Raw genomic sequence first — 26448 nt, 5'->3', positions numbered from 1 at the left:
AAATTAACGGCCTCTGAGGCGAGAGAAACCTGCGACCAGATCATCAATCAAATCTTGCGGATCTTCCAACCCTATGTGCAGGCGAATCAATGTGCCGGTTTTTAGCGGCAGGTTATATTGGCGCAGTATTTTGAGCGCCTTGGGTTGAATTTCCATAATCAGTGATTCAAACCCTCCCCATGAAAACGCCATTTTAAAATGCTTCATGTTATCGAGATAATCAGACAGTTGCTTGGAGGTCAGTTGAGTCTTCAGGAGGAAAGAAAATAGCCCACACGATCCTGTAAAATCACGTTTAAAATAGATGTGCCCGGGGCAGGAAGGCAGGGCAGGGTGGTAAACTTCACTCACTTCTGGCCGTTGTGCGAGCCATTTAGCAATGTGAATGCTGCTTTTTTCATGCTGCTTTAGACGCACAGCCAGTGTATGCAAACCACGGGTTGCCATATAAACCGTATCGGGATCAGCAATTTGTCCCAGCAGATAAGATTTTTCCCTGAGTTGCTCCCAGCATCGGGCATTGGCGACAGCGGTTCCCAGCATTCCATCCGAATGGCCGATAATATATTTGGTGGCAGATTGGACAGAAATATCAACACCGAATTCCAGCGCCTTGAACAGAATGCCGGCCGACCATGTATTATCAATAATGATCACAATCTTAGGGTTAATCTGACGGGCAGCTTGTACGATAGCGGGAACATCTTGGACTTCCATCGTCAAAGAGCCGGGGGATTCAAGAAAAAGCACTTTAGTGTTTGGCTTAATGAGCGCTGCAATGCCTTTCCCAATCATCGGATCAAAATAATCGGTGGTAATGTTCATCTTGCGCAGGAAATGATCGCAAAAAGATTGGGTTGGTTCGTACGCGGTTCCTGTCACCAGCACATGATCGCCGCTTTCCACAAAAGCCAGAATCGAGCTCGTAATTGCGGCCGTACCGGAAGGATATAATGCGCAACCGGCTCCGCCTTCAAGCGTGGTCATGGCATCCCGAAAGGCGAAATGCGTCATCGTGCCACGGCGGCCATAAATTAATGTGCCCTTATGGTGGGTTTTTAAAGCATGTTGCAGGTCTTCAATGGTATCAAAAATGACCGATGATGTACGTTGAATAAGGGGATTTACGGCCCCTTGCGTGTATTTTTTTTCCCTTCCTACATTGACCAATAAAGTGTCTATCTTCTTTTTTGCCATGGCATCTTACCCCATATGAATTTTTTGATTTACCGTTTAATGGCCAATTAAATTGTTCAAATAATGATTAGCAAGTTAAAAGATTTAGGTTGGATTTGCCAAAGGGATTCTAACAACTTGACGAAAATTCAAGATGATCAGTCGATGTTAAACCAGAAGAGATCCGCAGAGGTGTACCATTAATCGGTACTTTTTTATTAAATAGTAATGATAATTACTATCAAATCGCCCAATGTCTGATATCATTTGCAGCTGACTTTTTCCCTCTGATGGTTCGTGGGCAAGTGAGTGAGCTCTTGGAGTAAGAAAGTAAAACGCATGACTCAGGTCATATTAGGATTAGCAAGATGAGTAAACGCGATTCACTGCTAAGTAACAAAATCTATAAAAAGAGAGAGTAAGGCTAACTGATGCGTAATTTGACAGCTTCTATTCTATTGGCATTCGGATTAACAAGTTCAGCATGGGCTGATACATCGGCTGTTACGCCAGAAAATCAGGCTGCTGCTCAGGTAGCCGCTCCGGCAACCACAGAATCTTCCGCCGCTTCACAAACAACAGCACCGAAAACGGATGCCTCATCAAACGCGGGAACACAGACCGCAGAGACAGTGACTACTGAAACCACAGTTACTGAAACCGCTATAATGCCAGTTGATGAAAAATCTGAAAACTTGTCCAGTGGCTTTGCAACTGATCTGTCTGTTTTTGGCATGTACCAGAACGCGGACGCAGTAGTAAAAACGGTGATGATAGGGTTGGTGGTAGCCTCCATTATCACATGGGCACTATTTTTCTCCAAAGGCGTTGAATTGCTAACAGCACGTCGCCGCTTGCGCAAAGAGCAACTGGCTCTGGCAGATGCTGCCAACTTAGATGCAGCAGTAAAGACTGCCGCTGAGTTTGGCAAATTGAGCATCAGCCGCCTGTTATTGAACGAAGCACAATCAGAACGCGCTTTGTCAATTGAAAGCACAGATAAAACGGGTATCAAAGAGCGCACGGCATTCCGTATGGAGCGCTCCGTTGCTGCAATTAGCCGCCATATGGGACGTGGTAACGGTTATCTGGCAACTATCGGCGCAATCTCCCCGTTTGTCGGCCTGTTCGGGACAGTTTGGGGGATCATGAACAGCTTTATCGGTATCGCCCATTCACAAACCACGAACCTGGCTGTTGTTGCTCCGGGTATTGCAGAAGCATTGCTGGCAACCGCACTTGGTCTGGTCGCCGCTATTCCTGCGGTTGTGATTTATAACGTCTTTGCCCGTGTCATCACGTCATATCGTGGGCAAGTGGGGGATATGGCTGCTCAGGCAATCCTATTGCTGGGGCGTGATCTTGATCTGGCTGACAGCAAAGCAGAAAAAACAGAGGCAAGGTAATTAACTATGGCAATACGTCTTAATGAAGATTTGGACGATAGCGGTGAATTGCATGAAATCAACGTCACGCCATTTATTGACGTGATGTTGGTACTGCTGATTATTTTCATGGTAGCAGCGCCACTGGCAACAGTAGATATTAAAGTTGATTTGCCGGCATCATCAGCCCAGCCGCAACCGCGGCCAGAAAAGCCAGTATTTCTGACCGTGAAAGCGGATCATCAGCTTTATGTGGGTGATCAACAAGTTGACCGCGATACCTTATCCTCGGTATTGGATCAGACTACACAATCCAACAAAGACACGACGATTTTCTTTCAGGCAGATAAAACTGTCGATTATGAGACGTTGATGAGTGTCATGGATTCCCTGCGCAAAGCAGGTTATCTCAAAATTGGGTTGGTAGGCATGGAAAATGTGGCAGCCCAATAAGCTTGCTTGATTTTCTGAAAATATAAATGGCCCTGCCCTGAATAAGAGCAGGGCCATTTAATATCTTTATTTTTTCCTTATATGCTAAATTTTGAAAAACAAATAAGTAACAAATAAATATAATTTGGCTTTTGTCATTATAGATTTTTAATTGAAATTAAATAAATAAAGTTATTTTGATACAAATAAAAAACTTTCATTTTTTCATTAAAAATAACGTAATTATTCATATTTATAGCATATTAAAATTAAAGAGTTCTCAGACAGAAAGGTGTGCCGTTATATTAAATCAAAACGAGACATCAACTTGAATGGAGAACAATATGAAATTGGATCAATACGCGGCAGAAAATAAAGTGCCTGTGTCCGAGGTTCCCAGCATTACCTTGAAAATGTTAACCTCACAAATAGAAGGTGTTTCCCGCCCTGGAGGCATATTTACCAAAGAAGACCTCATTAATCTCAAGCTATATGCAAAACGCAGTTTGGAACTGCCTACTACGCTTGAAGGGGTAAAAGAATATATTGGTTATAGTGATATTGATATTAATGGGCTGAAACCAGAAAATATTACATCTTTATTTAAAGATATTCATTCTCATGCTGCCAGTTGGAGTGGCGTAGAAAGTAAAGTTCAACAACAAAGCATTGACTTGGAAGATGCCGGCAAACAAATCACCTCAACTGGTAGAGAAATAATCAGTGTGATTAACCAGATGCCGATTATTGAACGAGTAAAGAAAAAACTGGGAGAATTAACAGACGAACAGCTGGCTGAAATAACCTATACCAATGATGATAAAGAAATCTCTGTTGCTTTGGGTGATATTCTCGACAGTATGAAGAAAGTCATTATAAAACAGCAGGAAAATACCCAAAAAGTCAAAACTGCGGTATCTGACTTTAAGCTGGAATTGATTGGTGGGGAATTATCAAACGGTAAGATTGTTCAAGGGTTACAGCCACAGGTCAATAGCAAGAAAAAATTGATGGATGACAATAAACTTTCTGTCACTATCAAAGAACTGCAAGACAAGATCGATGAGAAAAATAAAGAAATTGAGCAACTCAAAAAAGACTATGATAAATATGTTGGCTTAGCGTTCTCTGGAATGGCTGGTGGAATTATTGGCTGGGCAATTACCGGTGGAATATTTGGTGATAAAGCGGAAAAAGCCCGTAAAAGGAAAAACCAGCTGATTGAAGAAGTTAAAGGGCTACAAGATCAAGTTAAAAACAAAAGTGCATTACAAACAGCCATCCAAAATTTGTCCCTAAACTTCTTTAACATTCATACTTATATGTTGGATGCGGAAGTTGCCTTAAACCACTTGGATTTCATGTGGAGCACGATGTTAACTCAAATTACCACGTCTAAAGAGAGATTCGCAGAAATTAATGACGCATTGAGACTTACTTCCTTTGTGGCAACGTTTGAGCAAGTCATTAGTCCTTGGGAAGAAGTTAAAGGATCTTCCAGTCAATTAATTAAGACCTTTGATGAAGCACTGGCTGAATATAGAAAACTCTATAGCTAATCGTTCTATAGTTAATTTTCTCCTGAAATAATTGATCAAATAAAAAGGATATTTCAATGTCTGAAGTTATGAACTCTCAAAAAGAAAATATGTACCCTCAAGTCAATATAAAAGCGTTAGAGCTTGCTGTAAAAAATATTTGGTCTTTATCTGCCATGCAAAAAACGGATTTGGGGCCAATCAACGAAAAAACTAAACGCCTTGAACTTAATAGCCGCGATCTCACTCAATCCATGCATGAATCTGTAACGCAATTGTCAGCGGAATTAAAGCAACTGACTGGCGGGGAAATTTTTCAGACGATTATGCAAATTGATGAAGCCATGAAAGATCCTTCCTTGAGTGAAGATGACCGCAATAGCTTGTTGCAAGAGCGTGAACAACTGATCCAGAAATTATCGAAAGATATCGACCGTGTGATTGTAAGCTTCAGCGGGAAATCCGGTCAGCTGGCTGAGAAAATGAGCTATGTCCGTAATATTGTATTGGCTGAACGCCTGCATGATCTGATAGAACAAACAGAAGCGCAAGAAACAGAGCTTCAGGCTGATATCAAACAGAAAGGTGAACAAAGAGATAAATTAAATGCTGATCGAGATAAAATCATCGAAAGCCAAGACGTTATTCGTGCAAACAACATTGCGGATATGTTTAAAGATTTTATCCCTAGTGCCAGTGATATTGATAAATTAGATCTCTCTGATCCTAAAAAAGAAGCGATTAAACAGGCCATCAAACAAGGTGTAGAAATAGTCAGAAAGATATTGGGCAAAGTTTCAGAGGGATTGAAATATATCGATTTAGCTGACACCAGAACAAAACTGACTGACCAAATTGAGCAAGTAATCAAAGAGACGGATGCGCTGAAAACCAAACTGCAGGCAGTGACGCAACGTTTATCTGACTTGAACAATGTGATGAAAATAGATTCAGAGCGCAATATTCTTCTTTTAGAAGTGAATAAAGTGCATCAGGCATGGAGTCTGTTTTCCGAACAACTGCATAAATTATCAGGCAGTGAAATCAATCAGAGCGAATTGGGCAACCTGATAAACGGCCAATTAACCTTTTTGGATGATTTGGTTACTCAATATCTTGATTTGAAATAGTCATATACGCGTCGTACTTCAAGGTGCATGTATTATCATCCTGCGACGCGGGATGATAATACGTTGCTTCCTGAAACTTGGAGTTAATAGGGTATAGATAAAAATAACCAATTTATATAAATTATATAGCAAAAGGCCGGAAATTTTATCCGGCCTTTTTGTGTTTAATCGCATTCACATAATGAGTGATTCTGTCAGCGTAGCTGGCTGCTGAATCACAAAATTGCGTGCAGGATTAGAAAATGTTTTTCAGCAAGAATATATTGCTCTGATGTTGAGGATATACCAGATGGATGAATATTTCTCGCTCAACAGTCTATAATCATTGATGAATAAAAAATATTATTAACAAAGAGAAACTGAGCAATGAATATTATTGATGCCTATTTGAGTGATAATTTTATTTTAGAACAAGACTTTTTATCGGGTAACGCATGCTCTCTTGATGAGTTGGTTATCTGGCAAAAAAATAAAATATTCCCATTACCCTCTTATATAACAGAGAACATATATTCGGTTATTTCATTTTTTGGTGAGCATAATATAAATAAAAGTAATAAATGGTATGCCAAAGGGCTGTGTGATTGGGTTAATTTAGTGAGGGAATACAGTTACGATCATAATAAGTTGAAAAATCTATTTTTTTACAGATATGAAAATAAAATAAAAGAACTACAACAGTTAGGTATCTATGATAATGAAACTGACTATAGTCAGGTGATGGAAGAAGCGTGGAATCATTTTCTGGATGGCACGTATGGGGTTTGTACAAAAGATAATTCACCGGAACAAATCGCGGTCAAAGGGGTGGCCATTAGGGTTATAGATAGAATAACGGAAAAACAACTAAGAAAGTCTATTCCTGAATCAGATATGAATACCTTGATAACATCAGTCAATCTCCTCGACGAAGTTAGTTCAATGTTTGCTCCCCACGAAAGAGAACGTAGTTCACGCAAAAGATGTATAGAATTGGTGCGTTCTAAATATCTAATCTGAAAATTTTTATAGGTAACCAGAGTATGACTGTTAAAGAATGTCATACTCTGGATGATTTTTTATGACTGAATGGATGGCTGAAATGAACATATCAAAAGCAGGTTCATTGCATGATAGCGATCAGTAAAACCCATTAATTCAGCTCTTTGAGCATTCTTTCCAACGGATATACTGCCCGTATTACCACTTCATCACGCATTTGCGCGCCCTGTGACAGTAATTTTTGTGCATCCTGCCGTTGTTGTGGAGAAAACGTTTTTCCCGATTTCAGATGATCTAACATGAGCAAGCCCAACTCAGCAATCTCTCCCACGTCATTCGCGACAGGGACAAGATCACTCATCATGTAGTTCGCTCTGACTATTTTCATGACGGCATTGTGGTTATCCCGCCAACGAATCAACCTATCGCGCAACGCCTGCTCTGCCTGCCAATCCTGTTTATTTTTTAAGAATTGAGTCACCCATATATCCATCTCCCTGACAACCTGGCTTTCTGGCCCCAGGGCATCAGCAAAACGGTACAGAGGTTCATATTGATGGTAATTGCCGGCCTTGAATTTGGCATGATGGCGGGAATAATAGTGAGCGGGTTCTACCGCTTCTGCCAAGATTTGCAGTGGTTCGATATTTGTACTGTTTGCCAGACGGGTCATCAGCCGCTGGCTGCTGGCGTGTTGTTGCAAACCGACGGACACCGTCGTCCATGTATCCATTGCCTGCAAGCGTTGATACATGCGTTTTTCATTCGTGACATCCTTGGCAGACCAAAGCCGTTCAGCGATGGCAAAGGTGCGGGGCCAGAGCTTAATATCCAGTACTTCAGCCGTGACGTTTTCCGACCATAAAGCCGCTTCAGCACCTAAAATATTTTGTTGTTGGCGGGAAGCAGGTACGACAGGTGATTCGCCAACGGGGGAGACGGCCAGTTTTTCTCCGGAAATGGGATAGCGCACATTACCCAATAAAATATAACCGTCTGCGGTTTTCTGCTTTTGATTAAGATTCACAACAGGTGTGGTTTCGCCCATCCAACTGTCTACCGTAAATTTAACCGTATTTCCGTGCCAGACTATCTTATCGACAGCGCGGCGTGACTTGCCCGTGAAATCAATAAAACCACGCCAGTTATCTTGATTATCGCGGATCAACGTAAAGCTGCCGGTCACAGGGCTGCCTTTCAGGCGCGGCATGTTAAATGACCAGCTTTGTGACGTTTCACCGGCTTTCACGTTATTATCCACATCAAAGTGTTGCGGCAATATTTCATTGCGGTAGTGATAGGCCGTGCTTTGGGGCTGATCGAGGTAAAACCCGGTAGATAAAATGCCTTGGTAGCCTTTATCCGCGCTTTTGCCCAGCGAATCTTGGCCTTGCCATGATTGAATGACGATGGAATTAGGCAATGAAGGATGATAAATCTCATCCCAGCCCACCATTTTCCGCCCGTGCTTTTCAAGGATTTTTTCCAACTCCTGATTGAACCAGGCATGCAGGGAATGCGGATCTTTTAAGCCTTTTTCCTGCATAAACTTGCTTATTTTCGAGGAAGCCTGCCATTGCGATGCATCGACTTCGTCACCGCCAATGTGAATATAGGGATCGGGGAAAATTGCGGCGACTTCGCCAATTAAGGTATCGGCGAACTGATGAACTTTAGGTTTACTGGGATCTAATGTTGGTTTGTGAACCCCCCATTGACGCTCCATCTGATAATTTTTGCGTTCGCTTATCAGTTCAGGGTAGGCAACAGCAATGGCAGAAGCATGGCCGGGTAAATCTATCTCAGGTACAACACGGATGCCTAAGTTGCTGGCGTAAGCAACGATATCCTGCATTTGGGCTTTAGTGTAAAACAGACCATCGCTGGCGAGTTGTTGCAGTTTAGGGTAATTCTCTGACGCGAAGCGCCAGCCTTGGTCATCAGTTAAGTGCCAATGGAAAACATTCATTTTAGCAGCGGCCATGCCATCCAATTGGCGTTTTATTGCCTCAATGGGCAGAAAGTGGCGCGCTGAATCAAGCATGACACCACGCCATGAGAACCGGGGGCTATCAGTAATATTCACCAACGGCAGGTAAGTTCCTTTCGCATCGTTTTGCAGCAATTGCAGCACTGTTTCCATGCCACGCATTGCGCCAAAGCGTGTGGCGGCTTTAAGGGTGACGCCGCGGGGTTCAATAACCAATTGATAACTTTCATCACTGCCAGGCTGGGGAATAGGGGAAACTTTTTTTGCGATACTTACCTTGATAGTTTGCATATCAGAATCAGGTGGAGGCAATATCCAGCCTGTCTGAGCTTCAATGCGCGTTCGCCAATGGGATATTGCATCCTGCATATTATCTCCCGTGACGGTAATATTTACCTTTCTATCCAGATAATAAAGACGACCTTGCTGCACTGAGACTTGTTGCGGCCATGGCATCAACAGCAGATGCTCGGTAGAAATGGCGATTGATGAAAAACTGCAACTTAAGGCAGCCATGAATAATAGGGACGGGAAGGAATATTTCATGTTGTCGTTCTCATTATTAGAGAAGGCGCTGAAACTTTAATTTCCTCAGCGCCAGTTTATCGTTCTGCGGTGATTATATTATTTTATAAAATAAACTAGTCAGAAAATAACACGGTTTTCTATATGTTATTACTGCGCCATGACTTCCTGTTATTTTTATTTTTCTATAATCCCGTGTTCAAGCAATGTCAGTGCAGCGGCAATACGGGGTGTGATATCCGTTTCTGGCAGCGGGGGAAGAAGACCCAGTGCCATTTGCCGGAGTGGTTCAGCAACAACCATTGATATCAAAAGGTTACTTAAAATGTGAAAATCCATTTTTTTCAGCAACCCTTGTTGATATTGTTGTTCGAGCCAATTAGCCAACGTCTTTTGGCTGCTCTCAATATTACTTTTCTGATATTTTTCCAGTAATGTTGTACGACATGGAAAATCAGACTGTAATAATTTAAATAAGCCTACAGCATCAGAGGATAATGTCCGGCCAGCTATTTCAGCCAAATATAATTTCAATGATTTTATAACTTGTCGAAAATTATTGGCTGCTTTTCCCATCACGGGAACAACGCTATCTGTCCAGCGCATAACAACTTGTTCAATCAGGTCTTCCCGGTTTTTGACAAACCGGTAAAGTGTTTTTTTGGCAATACCGGCTCTCTTGGCAACCACATCCATAGTGGTTTTGTTATACCCTTGATTAATAAGAAGTAAAAGAGTGACCTCGTGAATTTTCTGACGTATTTCTTGCTCTGGAATTGTGGGGCGGCCCCGTGGACGTGAATGATTTTCTGCCATTTTAGCACCTTATGAGTTGTTAAAATTTGTACCGCAGTGGCCTTATTCCATTAAGAAAGAGAAATTACTGACTTAAACTCAAATGAAAGAAATAAATCTCGTTTCACCAAATACAAAATTAAAAGGTTCTTGTCAATGATATCGATAATTTATTATAACTCTATCCATTATTGATAGTGGCAAAAATATAAATGAAAGTTAATGTATTACCTTTAATTATAATGTCACGGGTATTTATTCTATATTTTTGATAATTATAACTTGTTGCTTTAAATACATTACTTACCGTTTTAAATAAATTATTGTGATATTTAATACTATTTGATTATTAGATTTATACCTAGGGTGTGATTTCCATCACAGGATGGCACTTTTAGACAATTTTTTGTCAATTTTTGTTAGCAAAAGGTCTGTTTAAATCTTAGTATCCTCATTGCTTGTTACAAATTTAACATTTTAGTAACGAGTTCATGTAAAAAATCACTCCGCTCACCTGATTATTTATCCCAGAAATCTTTTTGGGATCTGCGTCTTTTGGCGGTGGCGAAAAATAACAAAACTCATGAGGATCATGATAATGATAAAGCACAACGCAATAGCAATGGCACTTCCGGTACTTTTAATTGCTGGGGCAGCAAATGCTGCTGAAGTTTATAATAAAGATGGTAATAAAATTGATTTATATGGAAAAGCAGATGTCCAAAGAACGTTCTCTAAATCTAAGTCAAATGCGGGTGATGCTTCTGTTGGTCGTATAGGTATTAAAGGTTCAACCCAAGTTACGGACAAACTGATCGGTTATGGTCGCTGGGAGTTCAACATGGGGGCAAATGGAATTGAGATAGACAGCGGTAAAAATACCCGAACTCGCTATGCGTTCGCCGGTTTTAAATTTGGTGACTATGGTTCACTGGATTATGGCCGTAACATGGGCGTGGTTTATGATGGCAACGCATGGACAGATGCATTGCCAATCTTTGGCGGCGATTCTATGGCGGCAACCGATAACTTCATGATGGGTCGTTCGACAGGGTTGTTGACATACCGCAATACTGACTTTTTTGGTTTGGTGAATGGCCTGAATTTTGCCTTGCAGTACCAAGCAAAAAATGACAACGGCACCAGAAATAGCCGTGATGATGTTGCAAGACAAAACGGAGATGGTTTCGGTCTTTCCAGTACCTATGATTTCGGCAATGGTTTCAATATCGGTGCGTCATACGGGAACTCTAACCGCACCGCAGCACAAAAAACAGGTGCAAAAGGTGTTAACGTACTTGCCAAAGGGAATAAAGCGGAAGCATGGCTTGTGACTGCCAAGTATGACAAAAATAACGTTTATCTGGCAGCCATGTATGGTGAAGCTCATAACTTAACCCGATTCGGCAGCTCTGTGAACAATCACACCATGTTTGCCAACAAGACTCAAAACCTTGAGCTGACTGCGCAATATCAGTTTGATTTTGGCCTGCGTCCATCCATTGGTTTTGTTTACTCCAAAGGTAAAGATCTGGGTAAGGACTTAGCTGATAAGAGCATACTGACAACCAAGGGTTCTGAAGATTTAGTGAAGTATGTTTCAGTGGGTGCTTTCTATGATTTCAATAAAAATATGGGCACTTATGCTGAATACCAATTCAACTTGCTGAAAGATAATGATTTCACCAAAAAGACCAAGTTGGATGTTGATGATGTATTCGGGGTTGGTTTAATTTACCGCTTTTAATTGAGATAGCGATGCTATTATCAGGTAACTGAAAAACGGCAAGTGTTATTTCGTTGAACTGCCTCAATGCATATCACCATTGTAGGCAGTTCTATTCGGTTCTTTATTACTTTTCTGCTTCGCCGCCCAGCGCTTCAATAGTGTTTTTGATTAATGCACTTAACTCACCGGTCATTAAGGTGAAGTCGGCATCGAATCGTTGAGCGAAATCTTCACGATCAATATCATCGTTTTGCTCACGCAGCGTTTCACTGAATTTGATGCGCTTGAAAGCGCCATCATCTGACAGCATAAACTGGATGCGCTCTTCCCAATCCAGCGCCAGTTTGGTGACATACTTGCCTGATTCAATATGTGCCGCAATTTCGTCTGACACCAGTTCCTGTTTCTTACAGCGGATAACCCCGCCTCCTTCCAGAATGGCTTTCAGCTCAGCTTCGTCCATCAGATCATAACCCGCAGGCAAGTTACCGGAACGTACCCACTCGGTTAAAGTCAGCTCAATCGGATCGGTGAATGCGACAGGAACGACGGGTAATGATCCCAACGTTTTCCTTAGCAGAGCCAAATTATCTTCAGCCCGTTTTGCACTGGCGGCATCGACAATGATCAGACTATTGACGGTATCGATCCAGATATAAGTTTGACTGAAACGGCTAAATGCCCTTGGCAACAGAGTATGTATCACTTCATCTTTCAGTGAATCTTTTTCTGTTTTTTTCAGTTTGCGATGTTGTTCACCTTCCAGACGGGCTATTTTGGCCTGTAATTCTTGCTTAATTACAGGTGAAGGCAGCATTTTTTCTTCTTTGCGCGCACAGATCAGAATTTGGTTGCCTGACGCATGGGTCAGCGCGTCGCTGTGAGAACCCATCGGAGAAACCCAGCCAGTTTTCATCATATCTTGACTGCCACACGGGGTGAATGCCAATGGGCTTAATTGTTTTTCCAGTTCATCCGCAGAAAGAGATATTTCTCGGTTTAAACGGTAAATCATTAAATTTTTGAACCATAACATGCAGTTACCCCATATTGTTGCGCACGGTGACAAAGGTCATATTAAAACATAAGGACGCATGATAACGAATGATGTGACGAAGCCCTAGAACTTAATCCGTTTCATCTATCTCCTTCATCTTTCAAGTTACCTTGCCGCCGCGATGCAACTTGAAATTCATTGGGTATAATAACTTTGCCATTTTCATAAAATAAAAAATTATTCTCCTGACTGTAAAAAAACAAAATAAAAAAGGTAAGTTATGCGCATAGGTGTTGATCTCGGCGGAACTAAGATTGAAGTGATTGCATTGGGCGATCTGGGTGAAGAGTTATTTCGTAAACGGATAGATACTCCCCGTAATGACTATCAGCAGACATTGGCTGCCATTGTTGGGTTGATTACCGATGCAGAGCTGGCAACAGGGCAACAAGGCACGGTGGGTATCGGAATACCCGGCGCGATTTCACCTTTTAATGGAAAAGTGAAAAATGCGAATTCTGTTTGGATAAATGGCCAAGTATTGGATAAAGATATTGCGGCGTTACTGGGGCGCGAAGTCCGGATCGCCAATGATGCCAATTGCCTGGCTGTGTCTGAAGCTACCGATGGCGCCGGTGCCGGGCGGCCGATGGTATTTGCTGTCATTATTGGGACTGGTTGTGGTTCCGGCATTGCCTTTAATGGCAGGGTTCATTCAGGAGGAAATGGGTTGGCTGGGGAATTTGGGCATAACCCGTTGCCGTGGATGGATGAAGAAGACAGGCAATATCAGGCTGAAGTCCCTTGTTATTGCGGTAAACCGGGATGCACGGAAATCTTTGTCTCAGGAACCGGCTTCATGACAGATTATTTCCGTTTAAGCGGGGAGCGTAAAAAAGGTCATGAAATTGTGGAGGCCTTGAATCAAGGAGAGGAATTCGCAGAATTGGCTATGCGCCGCTATGAAAGACGTCTGGCAAGGGCTTTGGCACAGGTAATTAATCTACTCGATCCGGATGTGATTGTTCTGGGCGGTGGGATGAGTAATGTTGATCGTCTTTACCACACATTGCCGGATTTAGTTAATGAATGGGTTTTTGGCGGTGAGTGTGCCACTCCTATCAGAAAAGCTGTACATGGTGATTCCAGCGGTGTGCGTGGCGCTGCGTGGTTGTGGCCACAGCAATAAACAAGAATCATTTTTATCCGATAAATTTCAAGTTGTGTGCAATATACGCTTCGTCTTTCAAACTGCCTCTTTGTTGGCTGGTTCGCTCACCCCGGTCACATAGTTAGCTATGCTCCCGGGGATGCTCTCTCTTGCCGCCGCGATGCAATTTGAAATCCATTGCGTATAGATATCCATTGGATTTCAAAACATAGCCAATGAAGCGGCCATTTGGAAGGCGATAGGTATAGAACCGTTGACGCGGTGCGTTAAGTCATCAGTAAGGTCACAACTTGAAATATGAATAATCATGATAAAAACCGGCCGCTATAACTTGTTATAACTGCAGATAATTTGGGCAGAATTTCCATTTCTCTCTATCAACAATCGATTTTCATATTTATGAATTATTGACTTAAGTTAAATTTACAATTTTATCCTTTAATTTCACATTCATGTTACGCGTAATAATAGAAACAATAAATTAACTCATTCGTGATATTTATATTGAGTTTATTTTCCCCAATCAAGAGTGATGTTTATTTATTAATGATTAAAATATCGCAGCTAACTTTAAATTTATTTATTTTTCAGGTGAAAAAAAGAGATTCCATTAAATAAATAAAAGAAGGAGGTGAAATAAATATTCTCAATGAATGTATTTTTAATCGTGCAATAAATAATATATTTTGCGTTTTTCGCTAAATGTGTATGTAACCTAAAAACCACTCGGAACGAGTTTTTGTGATATTTATCACGTAGTATTGTAATGAATCGTCTACTTATTTCTGTTAATGTGCATTTCTTCACGAAAAATAAAGTTATTTTAGGTTATTATTAGTAAATGCAATGAACTAAATGCAGAAGAATAGAGGAATTTAGCCTAATTCTTCCGGCATCCCCTTGGTCTAAAAATAAAACAGAATATTGTCACACCTCATTTTGATTTTTACACCTTATTGGTGTTGATAAAACTCTCAACGGGAAGCGGTAATAGAAAAAAGATAATTTTAAATAGCATTCTAAATTTGTCATTTTTGTGAACGATTTTCTTTTGGCAAAAATCGTGATGGGTATTTATTGCCCTCAATATATTGCAGCGAATTCTGTGATAGAGAGATTTTTTTGCCTGAAAGAAAATCAAATTTTTAAATTTAATATTTGATGGTGCATTTATTATGGTGAAAAATATGAAGCCGTTGGCTGTTTTAATTGGATTATTGGTCATGTCCGGCACTGCAAATGCAGTAACCGTGTACAACGATAATGGCGCCAAGGTGGATCTGACGGGGCAATTTCGTATGAAAACAACCGTCACCAGTGAAGATAAGGATATCCGAATTAAAGATGACGGCAGCCGTATTGGCGTCGGCGCGAGTTATAAATTGACCCCGGACATGAAAGTTTTCGGCAAAATGGAGTGGGGATCTGATACACAAAAGTCCAATAGCGAAAATGACAGAACGAACTTTGAAATGTATAACCGTGTCGGTTATATCGGCGCTTCTTATGATGGCATTGGTGAAATGCGGGTAGGCCGCACTTATATTCCCATCGATTGGGTGAAAAAATCCAGCTACGGCTATGGCAACACCGGCGTCTTTTATTTCGGTGATGTACTGAACCGCTCGACAGGCTATGACGGCAAAGGAGTGGGTAAAAATAACTTTTTGACCCGCTTGCCACAAACCATCTTTGTACAAACCCATAGTTATAACGGTTTCCACCTTGCTGCAACTTACAGCGGCAAATCCGGTGATGATAAAGAACGCACTCATGGTGACATCCGTCACGCATACTCAATCGTTGGTTTCTATAAATCTGACTTTGGCCTGTCTGCCAGTGCCGGTTATTCGCAGGCAACAGGGGAGAGCAGAAAACAGCTCAAAACAGAAACGGTACGCGAAGACAGCAAAGAAAAGAGCGTCCGAGATGCAGGGCTGAATTCACCACAAGATAGCTTGCTGGCTGTTGGGGTGGAATATTACTTCCCGGGCCGTGAATTCTCCGTTGGTGTGGATTATGGCATGGCACGCTCTAATAATTCGAGTTTAGCGTACAACGAAGAGAGTGGTGAGAAGCTGCAAAGCAAATCTGTCAAAGGTGACTGGAAAGCCAATTTATACGGTTTAGGCATGAAATGGCATTGGGATCAGAAAGGAAGTGGCATGTATGCGGGATATTACCTGCGTGACGGTGATGCCAATACATTCAACTATAGAAAACAAACTTATACGGTTGGTTTAGATAAACGTTTTGCAGTTTCCAAGTACAATACACTGCTCCTGTTTGTTGAAACGGCATATGATGATGCCCGCAGTGACAACCCAGCGTACAAAGACAAAAAACAGTCCATTCTGGGAACAGGAGCACGTTTGACTTTTTAAGCAAAATATAAATACCCACTGGATTTCAAGCTGCCGCCAATCAGGCGGTAACTTGGAAAACGAAAAGTATAAGGCGTAAAAGGGGATAGCATGATGAAGAATGTATTGAAAGTATCGACATTGGCGATGTTGGTGGCATTCAATGTGAATGCGGCGACAGTTGATTTGCGGGTAATGGAGACATCAGATATTCACAGCAATCTGATTGATTTTGATTACTTTAAAGATAAATCCACTGAACAGTTTGGCTTGGTTCGTACTGCTAATTTGATTAAGGCAGCGAAGGACGAAGCAACCAACGCAATTCTGGTTGATAATGGCGACCTGATCCAAGGCAGTCCGCTGGCGGATTATATGGCAGCGAAGGGGCTGAAAAAAGGGGATGTTCACCCAGCCCACCAATTGATGAATACGATGGGTTACACGGTAGGTAACTTTGGCAACCATGAATTCAACTTTGGGCTGGAATACCTGAAAAAAGCCATTGCAGGAGCTAAATTCCCTTATATCAATGCCAATATCATGGATGCCAAAACGGGCAAGAACTACTTCACACCTTATATTATCGTTGATACCCCAGTAAAAGATCGGGATGGTAAAGAACACACCATCAAGATTGGCTATATCGGTTTTGTTCCGCCACAAATCAGCATCTGGGACAAAGCAAATCTGGATGGCAAAGTGGTCGTTAATGACATTACCGAAACCGCCAAAAAATTCGTTCCTCAGATGAAAAAAGAGGGCGCAGACCTGATTATTGCCATTCCGCATTCTGGTTTTTCCCAAGAGCCTTATAAGGCGATGGCAGAAAACTCCGTTTACTATCTGAGCGAAGTCCCGGGCATTAATGCCATCATGTTTGGTCATGCGCATGGGGTATTCCCAAGCAAAGAGTATGCTGATGTAAAAGGCGTTGATGTTGCCAATGGTACAGTCAATGGCGTTCCTGCCGTGATGCCGGGGCAATGGGGCGATCATCTGGGCGTGGTTGATATGGTCATCAACAACGACAGCGGTACATGGAAAGTCGAATCAGCCAAGGCAGAAGCCCGTCCTATTTACGATAAAGCCCATAAAAAGGCCTTGGTTGAGCGTGACAGCAAGCTGGCGAACATTATCGAAAAAGATCATCAGGGAACCCGCGATTTCGTCGGCAAATTTATCGGTAAAGCCTCTGCCAACATGTACAGCTATCTGGCGTTGATCCAAAGTGATCCAACCGTCCAAATCGTCAATGATGCGCAGGCCGATTACACCAAACGCTTTATTCAGGGTGATCCAAATCTGGAAGGGATCCCGGTTCTGGCTGCGGCAGCGCCTTTCAAAGCGGGTGGGCGCAAAAACGCACCAGCTGATTTTGTGGAAGTCGAAAAAGGCGATCTGACTTTCCGTAACGCGGCGGATCTGTATCTCTACCCGAACACGCTGGTTGTCGTGAAAGCTACAGGGGCTGATGTTGTTGAATGGCTGGAATGTTCTGCGGGCATGTTTAACCAGATCGATCCCAACTCCACTAAACCACAGGAGTTGCTGAACTGGGATGGTTTCCGCACCTATAATTTCGACACTATCAGCGGGGTTAACTATAAGGTAGATCTTACCCAGCCGGCAAAATATGACACCGATTGCCAGCTTGTCCATAAAGATGCCAACCGCATCAAAGACGTGGCCTATCAGGGCAAACCGATTGATCCAAAAGCCACTTTCTTGATCGCGACTAATAACTACCGTGGTTACGGCGGGAAATTCGCAGGAACGGGTGAAGATCACATCGCATTCGCTTCACCGGATGAAAACCGCACCATTCTGGCTTCTTATATTTCCAGAGTGACTAAAGAAAAAGGCGTCGTATCAACTCAGGCTGCAAACAATTGGTCATTCCTGCCAATCAAGACAGACAAAAAGCTGGATATTCGTTTCGAAACTTCGCCATCAGAAAAAGCGGCGAAATTTATTAAAGAACACGCTCAATATCCTGTGAAGTACTTGAAGAATGATGACATCGGTTTTGCTATCTATCAGGTAGACCTGGCAGAGAAAAAATAAACCTTAATCCTCCGTATTAATTTAATGCCTGTCCTTATGGGGCAGGCAACTGATTGAACTGATAATGGATTTATTTTATGCATTTCTTAAAACTCAGGCATTTCCTAAAATTATTACTTTTTGTTCCGGCATTCATGGCGGTGGGATGCGCTTCTCCCCCGGAAACCAACGTCACTTCGCGGGAACATGCCAAGTTGGTGCAAAGCGGTTCTTGTGATGTGCCGGAGCATCCGGCTGCGAATTACGATTACGATGCTAAAACGGATCTTTTCGGCCAGAATGACAAGGCATCGACCGATTACTTCAAGCTGGCAATCAACTATTCACCTGCATTTTGCGCCCACAAAAAGAAAGAGATAAAACGCCTTGAGGATGAGGGGCACGGAGAACAAGCCCAACGCGAACATGACAAATTCGCCTTCCAATGTTTTTCCGACAATAAATTTAGTTGGATCTTGCATGGACTGTGGGCGGAAACCTGTGATGGAAAATCCATGCAAGAGTGCCGCGACTGGTCAGAAATTCGTAAACACCCTCGCTTGTGCAAAGGCGACTTGCCTGCGTTAAATTACCAGATCATCAAACCTTACCTGTGCACGTCTCCCGGCATAGATTTACTGCAAGCAGAGTGGGAAAAACACGGTGCTTGTGCCTTCAATACTGCCGAAAATTTTTTCAGCAAACAGCAGGAACTTTTCAGCCGGTTAGTGTTGCCGGAAGACAGGCCATCGAATAAGAAGCTGCTTCAATTCCTCAAAAAGCATAACCCTGCATTGAAAGATAAACATATTCAGATTAGCCGTGACGAATTCTATATCTGCTATAGCAAGAATTTTGAAGTTATTGATTGTCCGAAACCCGAGCACTGAGAGATAACAAAATGAATTATAAAAATAACGTTCTGAGTAAATATAAAGTCATTTCGATTGCGATTGGCGCAGCATTATTGGCAGGATGTGCCACCAAACCTGCATCTGATTCGACAACTGCATTTGATCCAGCAAATGTGGTGGAAGTCCGTGTGCTGGGATTGAATGATTTTCATGGCGCGTTGAAGGCTCCCGGCCCTAACCAGCCGGGCGGCATTGAATACATGTCGACTCTGATTAAGGAGTTGAAACAAGAGAACCCAAACAACATCGTTGTGGCCGCAGGGGATCTCATCGGTGCCAGCCCGCTGCTTTCTTCCATGTTCCATGATGAGCCAAGTATTGAAGCATTGTCTCTGGCTGGATTGGATGCATCATCTGTTGGTAATCATGAGTTTGATAAAGGCAAAGATGAGCTATTGCGTAAGCAAAATGGCGGCTGTCATCCGGTGACGGGCTGTCAGGGGCCAAAACCGTTCAAGGGGGCTGACTTCCAATATCTGTCCGCCAACGTCACGGTGAATCAAACGGGTAAAACACTTTTCCCTGAATATGTCATCAAAGAGTTTGATGGGGTTCCGGTTGCTTTTATCGGATTGACGTTGGAAGGCACTCCCGCCATTGTTACGCCTCAAGGCACTGCCGGGCTGACTTTCTCCAACGAAGTTAAAACCATCAATGCATTGGTGCCGGAATTGCAGAAAAAGGGCGTAAAAGCGATAGGCGTTTTGATCCACGAAGGCGCGGCACAAAAACGTGATGGCGGAAAAATTGACGTCAACGCCTGTAATGACGTGACGGGCAAGGTATTGGATGTCGTCAATCATCTCGATAAAGAAGTGGATTTTGTTATCAGCGGTCATACCCATCAGGCTTATAACTGCGTGATTAATGGCAAATCCGTGACTTCCGCCCAATCTAATGGCGCGTTGCTGACTCAGTTGGATCTCAAACTGGATAAAACGACAAAAGATGTGGTGGGCTTCAAAGCCAAAAATATCTGGGTTGATAACCGTAAATACGCCAAAGATCCTAAAATCACTGAATTGCTCTCATCCTACGAAAAAATCGCGACTCCGCTGGCAAATCGCGTGATCGGCAAACTGGAAAGCAATCTGACCAAAGAAACCAATGCAGGTGGAGAATCCGCACTGGGTAAAGTGATCGCAGATGCTCATTTATATGCAACAACAGCTAAAGCAGATGGCGAAGCCCAGATTGCGTTTGTCAACAGCGGTGGGATCCGTGCGCCGATGGATGCAGGAAATGTTACCTATAACGCGATTTACACGGTTCAGCCCTTTTCCAACATAATGGTTACCAAAACCTTGACCGGAGAACAGATCAAACAGTTGCTGGAACAGCAATGGGATCGTACTCGTCCGCAAGTCTTGCAGGTGTCGCACAGCTTCCAGTATTCATGGGACAGTACCAAACCTGCGGGTAACCGCGTTATTGCCGGTTCAATGAAAATCAACGGGAAGCCTGTAGAGATGAGCGCGAAATATCGCGTGGCGGCCAATGAATATCTGGCAACAGGAGGCAGTAACTTCTCGGTATTTAAAGAGGGAACGGATCCGGTATATAGCGTGCCGGATGTAGATGCAGTGGTGAAATACTTCAAGGAAAAATCGCCGATTCGCTACCCGGAGCAAGACAGAATTATTGATCTCGGATCAAAATAATGTGACCTTGGTAAAAGATAACGTAGTCTACGGTAGCTAAAACAAATAGATCAAAGATACTGTAACAGGCGTTTTACCTCGATTTGCTGAATATATACACAATGGATTTCAAGTTGCATCGCGGCGGCAAGGGGGCATTCACCGGAGCATAGATAACCGTATGTTTATAAAAACGGTGATCGGGATGACCGAGCGCAGCCAACAAAGAGCAGCTTGAAAGACGAAGTGTATAGAGAATTAAGTGCAACGCTAATTAGATGCGTTGCACTTATTATTTAATAGTTCCATGAATTATTGAATAATTAAATTTATTCAATTGCTAGATGAATTAAATTTAATAAAAGGGATTACTCGTAATAGTAGTATTTGCATCAATGACAATTATATGGTGATAGTGAGATATGTAATTATTTTTAATAATAAAAACAGTTATGGAGATAACTTACATGAAAAAAATGTTGGTCGGGATAATAAAAAATAAAACTACCAAAATATTAACCTGTTCTATCAGTTTGATACTGGGAAATATGACATTATCTTATGCCGCAGTGGTTCCACCCAATGTTCAATTAGCTGATAAACAAGAAATCACCCGCAATAACTTTTCCGAACCCGGCTCCTTAGATCCTCAGAAATCTGACGGCAGCTCAGAATTTGATATTTTGCAGGACTTTTTTGAACGCTTGGTTGATATAGATAAAGACGAGAATATTATCCCGGCATTAGCCGAGAGTTGGGAAAATAAAGAAGGTAAAACATGGATTTTCCATTTAAGAAAAGAGGCTAAATGGTCTGACGGTACACCTGTTACGGCTCATGATGTGGTCTTTTCTTTCCGTCGGTTGGTCACACCTGACACTATTTCGCCTTATGGCAGTTATTTGAGCCAAGCTAAGATTATTAATGCAGATGAAGTTCTGTCAGGCAAGAAAAAGCCGGAAGAGCTGGGCGTAAGAGCACTGGATGATGCAACGGTAGAAATTACACTGGAAAGACCCAAAGCGGGTTTTCTGCAAATGATGGCGCATGCGGCCATGTCTCCGATCAATGAAAAAGTAATTAAAAAATACGGGATTAAATGGACGCAGCCCCAGCATTTTGTCAGTAATGGCCCTTTCAAACTCTCTGAATGGGTTGTGAATGAAAAAATTGTCGGCGTCAGAAACCCTCATTATTGGGATGACAAAAATACCGTCATTAATAAAGTCACTTATTTGCCCTTGTCGGATTATAAAGCGGATTTCAACCGTTATCTGACCGGAGAGATTGATATATCCAATGGAGGGCCTCCAGAGTTTCTGCCGCTGATTAAAGAAAAATATGGCGACCAGCTCCATATTAGACCTGTAACCACCGTTTATTATTACTTGTTCAATTTTGAAAAGCCGCCGTTTGATGATGTTCGGGTCAGGCAAGCGCTTGCATTAGCCGTAGACAGAAACATTATTACTGACAAGGTATTGGGCAATGGCCAAAAGCCAGCTTATGATGTGGTGACTCCCGGCATTGGTGGGATTTATTTAAAACATCCTGACTATGCGTCTTGGACACAAGAACAACGTACTGCAAAAGCGGAAGCGCTGCTGAATGAGGCCGGCTTTAATGAAAAGAACCCGCTTAAGCTTACCCTGCTGTATAACACAGCAGATACCCATAAAAAGATTGCCATTGCTGCCAGTTCGATATGGCGGAAAAATCTGGGTGTGAAAGTGACCTTACAAAATCAGGAAACTAAAACACAGACTGACAGTATGGCTCAAGGCAACTTCGAGATAACGAGATACGCATGGAGTGCAGATTATAATAATGCGACCAGCTTTCTTGATATCTTTATGTCAGGAAATACCAATAACCATATGAGATATCAAAATAAGGAATTTGATAAATGGGCGTTAAAAGCAGATGAAACTAACGACCCTGCTGATTATCAACGGGCCATTGATATTCTCAATCAGGATATGCCTGCCATTCCGGTTTATTACTATGTTCGGGTGAAATTAATTAAACCTTATGTGAAAGGGGTGAATATTGATTCGAAGGGAATTATCCGGACAAAAGATCTTTACGTTATAAAACATTAAGCCAATCAATAATAAGAGCTGGTGACATTAGGCTCTTATTACTTAATTAAGCTAATTAAACTAGTAAATTTAATAAATATGGTCGCGTAATGTAATAATAAAAACAGTAAATAATGGAGATTTAAAGCATGAATAAAACGATGGCGGGTTTGTTTAAAAACAAACTCACCCAAATTCTCACTTGCTCGTTGGGAATACTACTAACAAATATTGCCCCCTCTTATGCTGCCGTTGTTCCGCCGGGCACTCAATTGGCTGAAAAACAAGAGCTTGTGCGTAACAACGGGTCTTTTCCGGCTTCTTTGGATGTCCATAAAGTAGAAAGTAACGTTGAGCTGAACATTATCCATGATTTTTTTGATGGCCTGGTTTACACCGATAATAAAGGTAAAATTGTTCCCCGCCTGGCGGAACGTTGGGAAACCAGTGATAACCAAACCTGGGTATTCCATATAAGAAAAGGCGCTAAATGGTCTGATGGCACACCGATTACGGCCCATGATGTGGTATTCAGTTGGCGACGCCTGCTTGATCCGGAAATGGGGTCACCTTATGGCAGTTACCTTGCTACTGCCCATGTCGTCAATGCAAACGACATTGTGGCAGGCAAAAAGAAAGCGGAAGAACTGGGTGTTAAGGCACTGAATGATTCCACATTAGAAGTCAGACTCGATAAACCCGTTGCCTATTTCTTGCAGATGTTAACCCACCCGAATTTAGTGCCAATCAGTGAAAAGGTTGTGCGGAAATACGGCGATAAGTGGACGCATCCAAGTACTTTTGTAGGCAGTGGCGCATTCAAATTGTCCGAATGGCGAGTGAATGAATATGTGATAGGTGTGAGGAATACTCACTATTGGGATAATGCCAATACTGTACTCAATAAAGTCACTTACCTTTCTATCATCTCGGAAAAATCAGATTTAAACCGCTACCTCGCAGGGGAAATCGATATTACTCATTCCATTCCTCTGGATTCCTTTGCATCATTGAAGAAATCGTTGGGCAGTCAGGTTCATATCGATCCGATGTTAAGTACCTACTATTACGCCTTCAATACCCAAAAGCCGCCATTTAATGATGTCAGAGTCAGGAAGGCATTGAGCCTTGCCATAGACAGAGACGTGATTGCAAATAAAGTGTTGGGCATGGGGCAACTGCCTGCTTACGACATCCTTCCTCCCAATATCGGCGGGATAACATTAAACCAGCCAGAATTTGCCTCATGGACACAGGCACAGCGAGTACAAAAAGCCAAAGAGCTACTGAATGAAGCGGGATATAATGCGAAAAATCCGCTTAAATTTGACTTGCTTTACAACACGAAAGAAATGCATAAAAAGCTGGCTATTGCGGTCACGTCCATGTGGAAACAAAACCTCGGTGTTCAGGCTAACTTACAGAATCAAGAGTGGAAGGTACTGCTGGATAATATGCATCAGGGCAAATTTGAAGTAGTCAGGTACGCTTGGACGGCAGACTACAATAGTCCAATGTCTTTTCTGGACACTTTCCTGATCAGCAGCAGTCAGAATATACCGCAATATGCCAATCGTGATTTTGATCAGATGGTGATTAAAGCGGGTGAAACCAATGACACGGCTTATTACCAAAAAGCGATGGATATTTTCAATAATGATATGCCGGTAGTTCCTATGTATTATTATGTCATTAATCGTATAGTTAAACCGTATGTCGGTGGGTTTTATGTAAGCCCAATGGATTATATATCTACAAAAGATCTCTATATTATTAAGCACTAAAAAAACAGAGCCTGTTTTATCAGGCTCTGATGACTTGATGGGTTAATTTAATGAGAGCGCAATTAAGATAAATAGAAATAAACATAATTATGGGGTAATGAAATATGCGGAAAACAATAAGTAATAAAATGATCAGTGATAAAAAAATAAAATTATTATCTTGTGTCATTGCGTTAATGTGGGGAAATGTTTCATTATCCTATGCAGCAGTTGTGCCAGAAGGAACACAACTGTCTGCAAAACAAGAAATTGTAAGAAATAATGGCTCAGAGCCGGCTTCTTTGGATGTACATAAAGTTGAAAGTGATACTGAGCTTAATATTATCAGTGATTTCTTTGATGGTCTGGTCTATCTCGATCAAAAAAGTGAAATCAAGCCAAGGCTGGCAACCCGCTGGGAAACCAGTGACAACCAAAACTGGATTTTTCATTTAAGAAAAGACGCGAAATGGTCTGATGGTTCGCCGCTGACTGCCCATGACGTGGTATTTAGCTGGCGGCGTTTAATCGACCCGGCAACCGGCGCACCTTATGGAAATTACCTTGAGAATGCGTCAGTGGTTAATGCCAGTGATGTATTGCAAGGTAAGAAAAAACTGGAAGAGCTTGGGGTGAAGGCGCTGGATGATTTTACGCTGGAAGTAAAATTAGATAAGCCTGTCGGGGACTTTTTGCTAATGTTAACGCATCCCAGTACGGTGCCGGTAAGTGAAAAAACCGTAAAAAAATATGGCGATAAATGGATAAGACCGGAACACTTTGTTAGCAGTGGGGCATTTAAATTATCTGAATGGGTGGTGAATGAGAGAGTGGTCGGTGTTAGAAATCCACAGTATTGGGATGATAAAAATACCGTCATTAATAAAGTCACTTACCTGGCATTAGTATCTGATAAGGCAGATTTAAACCGTTATCTGGCAGGTGAAATTGATATTACATTGACCATTCCCTTGGATTCTTTTGCAGCATTAAAGAAAAAATACCCAGACCAAGTTAATATTTCTCCTAAACTCTCCACTTATTATTATGAAATTAACACGCAAAAACCGCCATTTAATGATGTCAGGGTTAGGCAGGCACTGAATTTAGCCATTGATCGGGATGTGATTGCCGATAAGGTGTTAGGGCAAGGCCAAAAAGCTGCTTATATCCTGCTTCCACCTACTATTGGTGGCTTTTCTTTTCAAGAACCGGAATATGCTTCTTGGACACAAGAACAGCGTATTGCAAAAGCCAAAGAATTGTTAAATGAAGCAGGGTTTAATCAAAATAATCCGCTTAAATTTAATTTGTTGTATAACACGATGGAATCCCATAAAAAACTGGCTATTGCAATCAGTTCCATGTGGAAAAAGAATTTGGATGTTGATGCCACGTTGCAAAATCAAGAGTGGAAAGTCTTGTTGGATAATAAATATCAAGGAAATTTTGAAGTGGCCAGATATGGCTGGATTGCAGACTATAATAGCCCGAAGACGTTTTTCAATATTTTCACGACAGGCCATACGCAAAATTCATCCCTTTATTCAAATAAAAAATTTGATGAGTTGGTAGCGGAAGCAGAGAAAACCAATAATAAATCCACTTACCAACAAGCATTGGATATCGTGACTCACGATGCACCAATTATTCCTATTTATTCTTATGTTAATGCCAAAATGGTCAAACCTTATATTGGTGGGTTTTATGTCGACCCAAGAGGATATATTTTCACAAAAGATCTGTATGTCATTAAACACTGAATATAACTATATCTTTAATACTAAAAATA

General features: G+C 41.9%; 18 protein-coding genes. 14 read left to right on the top strand and 4 right to left on the bottom strand.

The genetic code is table 11. From position 1 onward, the window contains the following. Positions 1-3: 3 nt before the first annotated feature. On the bottom strand, positions 4-1197 hold the full coding sequence (metC, locus tag BM100_RS09540; protein ID WP_092510287.1) for a cystathionine beta-lyase: 1194 nt from the start codon (positions 1195-1197) through the stop codon (positions 4-6). A 410-nt stretch (positions 1198-1607) separates the two neighbouring features. Here metC and exbB point away from each other — a divergent pair, with 410 nt between their 5' ends. The 5 genes from exbB (at position 1608) to BM100_RS09515 (ending at position 6660) form a co-directional block, all read left to right on the top strand. Beyond that, on the top strand, positions 1608-2582 hold the full coding sequence (gene exbB / locus BM100_RS09535) for a tonB-system energizer ExbB (protein ID WP_092510285.1): 975 nt from the start codon (positions 1608-1610) through the stop codon (positions 2580-2582). A gap of 6 nt (positions 2583-2588) precedes the next feature. Further along, the gene (gene exbD, locus BM100_RS09530) at positions 2589-3014 is read left to right on the top strand and encodes a TonB system transport protein ExbD (RefSeq protein ID WP_092510283.1); all 426 of its coding nucleotides are present in this window, start codon (positions 2589-2591) and stop codon (positions 3012-3014) included. A gap of 323 nt (positions 3015-3337) precedes the next feature. Further along, a complete protein-coding gene (locus tag BM100_RS09525; protein ID WP_092510280.1) occupies positions 3338-4552 on the top strand; it encodes an alpha-xenorhabdolysin family binary toxin subunit A in 1215 nt (404 codons plus the stop codon). Between the two features lie 56 nt (positions 4553-4608). Next, entirely contained in the window at positions 4609-5661 is a 1053-nt protein-coding gene (locus BM100_RS09520) for an alpha-xenorhabdolysin family binary toxin subunit B (RefSeq protein ID WP_092510277.1), read from the top strand. A 366-nt stretch (positions 5662-6027) separates the two neighbouring features. After that, positions 6028-6660, top strand: a complete 633-nt coding sequence (locus tag BM100_RS09515; protein ID WP_092510275.1) for a DUF6058 family natural product biosynthesis protein — start codon at positions 6028-6030, stop codon at positions 6658-6660. Between the two features lie 133 nt (positions 6661-6793). On the opposite strand, the gene BM100_RS09510 is transcribed toward BM100_RS09515, so the two are convergent. After that, positions 6794-9178: a beta-N-acetylhexosaminidase gene (locus BM100_RS09510; protein ID WP_092510273.1), complete on the bottom strand. Its 2385-nt coding sequence runs from the start codon at positions 9176-9178 to the stop codon at positions 6794-6796. Positions 9179-9334: 156 nt separating this feature from the next. After that, positions 9335-9973, bottom strand: a complete 639-nt coding sequence (locus tag BM100_RS09505; protein ID WP_092510271.1) for a TetR/AcrR family transcriptional regulator — start codon at positions 9971-9973, stop codon at positions 9335-9337. Between the two features lie 577 nt (positions 9974-10550). On the opposite strand from BM100_RS09505, the gene BM100_RS09500 reads away from it, so the two are divergent. Next, positions 10551-11699, top strand: coding sequence for a porin (locus tag BM100_RS09500; RefSeq protein ID WP_092510269.1), 1149 nt, complete (start codon positions 10551-10553; stop codon positions 11697-11699). Between the two features lie 106 nt (positions 11700-11805). On the opposite strand, the gene rdgC is transcribed toward BM100_RS09500, so the two are convergent. Then, positions 11806-12717: a recombination-associated protein RdgC gene (gene rdgC, locus BM100_RS09495; protein WP_092510267.1), complete on the bottom strand. Its 912-nt coding sequence runs from the start codon at positions 12715-12717 to the stop codon at positions 11806-11808. Between the two features lie 241 nt (positions 12718-12958). Between rdgC and mak the strand changes: the two genes are divergently transcribed. From mak to BM100_RS09455, 8 genes are all read left to right on the top strand, one after another. Next, positions 12959-13867 (top strand): fructokinase, encoded by a 909-nt coding sequence (gene mak, locus BM100_RS09490; protein WP_092510265.1) that lies wholly within the window; start codon positions 12959-12961, stop codon positions 13865-13867. Positions 13868-15024: 1157 nt separating this feature from the next. Beyond that, a complete protein-coding gene (locus tag BM100_RS09485) occupies positions 15025-16233 on the top strand; it encodes a porin (RefSeq protein ID WP_092510263.1) in 1209 nt (402 codons plus the stop codon). A gap of 90 nt (positions 16234-16323) precedes the next feature. Next, positions 16324-18279 carry a bifunctional 2',3'-cyclic-nucleotide 2'-phosphodiesterase/3'-nucleotidase gene (locus tag BM100_RS09480; protein ID WP_092510261.1) on the top strand — a complete coding sequence of 652 codons (1956 nt, stop codon included), beginning with the start codon at positions 16324-16326 and terminating at the stop codon, positions 18277-18279. Positions 18280-18356: 77 nt separating this feature from the next. Further along, the gene (locus BM100_RS09475; RefSeq protein WP_092510259.1) at positions 18357-19148 is read left to right on the top strand and encodes a ribonuclease T2 family protein; all 792 of its coding nucleotides are present in this window, start codon (positions 18357-18359) and stop codon (positions 19146-19148) included. An 11-nt stretch (positions 19149-19159) separates the two neighbouring features. After that, positions 19160-20833 (top strand): bifunctional metallophosphatase/5'-nucleotidase, encoded by a 1674-nt coding sequence (locus BM100_RS09470; protein WP_092510257.1) that lies wholly within the window; start codon positions 19160-19162, stop codon positions 20831-20833. Positions 20834-21279: 446 nt separating this feature from the next. Beyond that, complete coding sequence (locus tag BM100_RS09465; RefSeq protein ID WP_169924701.1) at positions 21280-22914, top strand: ABC transporter substrate-binding protein; 1635 nt, start codon at positions 21280-21282, stop codon at positions 22912-22914. A 128-nt stretch (positions 22915-23042) separates the two neighbouring features. Further along, positions 23043-24677, top strand: coding sequence for an ABC transporter substrate-binding protein (locus tag BM100_RS09460; protein WP_092510253.1), 1635 nt, complete (start codon positions 23043-23045; stop codon positions 24675-24677). 104 nt (positions 24678-24781) lie between these two features. After that, positions 24782-26419, top strand: a complete 1638-nt coding sequence (locus tag BM100_RS09455; protein ID WP_092510251.1) for an ABC transporter substrate-binding protein — start codon at positions 24782-24784, stop codon at positions 26417-26419. The last annotated feature ends 29 nt before the right edge of the window (positions 26420-26448 follow it).

The sequence above is a fragment of the Xenorhabdus mauleonii genome, from assembly GCF_900113945.1.
Taxonomy (GTDB): domain Bacteria; phylum Pseudomonadota; class Gammaproteobacteria; order Enterobacterales; family Enterobacteriaceae; genus Xenorhabdus; species Xenorhabdus mauleonii.
This window is presented reverse-complemented; position numbering and strand designations above follow the sequence as displayed.

Excerpts from the sequence above, each read along its gene's own strand:
- exbB (WP_092510285.1), top strand. The coding sequence starts at position 1,608 with ATGCGTAATTTGACAGCTTCTATTCTATTGGCATTCGGATTAACAAGT.
- rdgC (WP_092510267.1), bottom strand. The coding sequence starts at position 12,717 with ATGTTATGGTTCAAAAATTTAATGATTTACCGTTTAAACCGAGAAATA.
- BM100_RS09505 (WP_092510271.1), bottom strand. The coding sequence starts at position 9,973 with ATGGCAGAAAATCATTCACGTCCACGGGGCCGCCCCACAATTCCAGAG.
- BM100_RS09520 (WP_092510277.1), top strand. The coding sequence starts at position 4,609 with ATGTCTGAAGTTATGAACTCTCAAAAAGAAAATATGTACCCTCAAGTC.
- BM100_RS09465 (WP_169924701.1), top strand. The coding sequence starts at position 21,280 with ATGAAAAAAATGTTGGTCGGGATAATAAAAAATAAAACTACCAAAATA.
- BM100_RS09470 (WP_092510257.1), top strand. The coding sequence starts at position 19,160 with ATGAATTATAAAAATAACGTTCTGAGTAAATATAAAGTCATTTCGATT.
- BM100_RS09480 (WP_092510261.1), top strand. The coding sequence starts at position 16,324 with ATGATGAAGAATGTATTGAAAGTATCGACATTGGCGATGTTGGTGGCA.
- metC (WP_092510287.1), bottom strand. The coding sequence starts at position 1,197 with ATGGCAAAAAAGAAGATAGACACTTTATTGGTCAATGTAGGAAGGGAA.
- BM100_RS09460 (WP_092510253.1), top strand. The coding sequence starts at position 23,043 with ATGAATAAAACGATGGCGGGTTTGTTTAAAAACAAACTCACCCAAATT.
- exbD (WP_092510283.1), top strand. The coding sequence starts at position 2,589 with ATGGCAATACGTCTTAATGAAGATTTGGACGATAGCGGTGAATTGCAT.
- BM100_RS09510 (WP_092510273.1), bottom strand. The coding sequence starts at position 9,178 with ATGAAATATTCCTTCCCGTCCCTATTATTCATGGCTGCCTTAAGTTGC.
- BM100_RS09525 (WP_092510280.1), top strand. The coding sequence starts at position 3,338 with ATGAAATTGGATCAATACGCGGCAGAAAATAAAGTGCCTGTGTCCGAG.
- BM100_RS09485 (WP_092510263.1), top strand. The coding sequence starts at position 15,025 with ATGGTGAAAAATATGAAGCCGTTGGCTGTTTTAATTGGATTATTGGTC.
- BM100_RS09500 (WP_092510269.1), top strand. The coding sequence starts at position 10,551 with ATGATAAAGCACAACGCAATAGCAATGGCACTTCCGGTACTTTTAATT.
- BM100_RS09475 (WP_092510259.1), top strand. The coding sequence starts at position 18,357 with ATGCATTTCTTAAAACTCAGGCATTTCCTAAAATTATTACTTTTTGTT.
- mak (WP_092510265.1), top strand. The coding sequence starts at position 12,959 with ATGCGCATAGGTGTTGATCTCGGCGGAACTAAGATTGAAGTGATTGCA.
- BM100_RS09455 (WP_092510251.1), top strand. The coding sequence starts at position 24,782 with ATGCGGAAAACAATAAGTAATAAAATGATCAGTGATAAAAAAATAAAA.
- BM100_RS09515 (WP_092510275.1), top strand. The coding sequence starts at position 6,028 with ATGAATATTATTGATGCCTATTTGAGTGATAATTTTATTTTAGAACAA.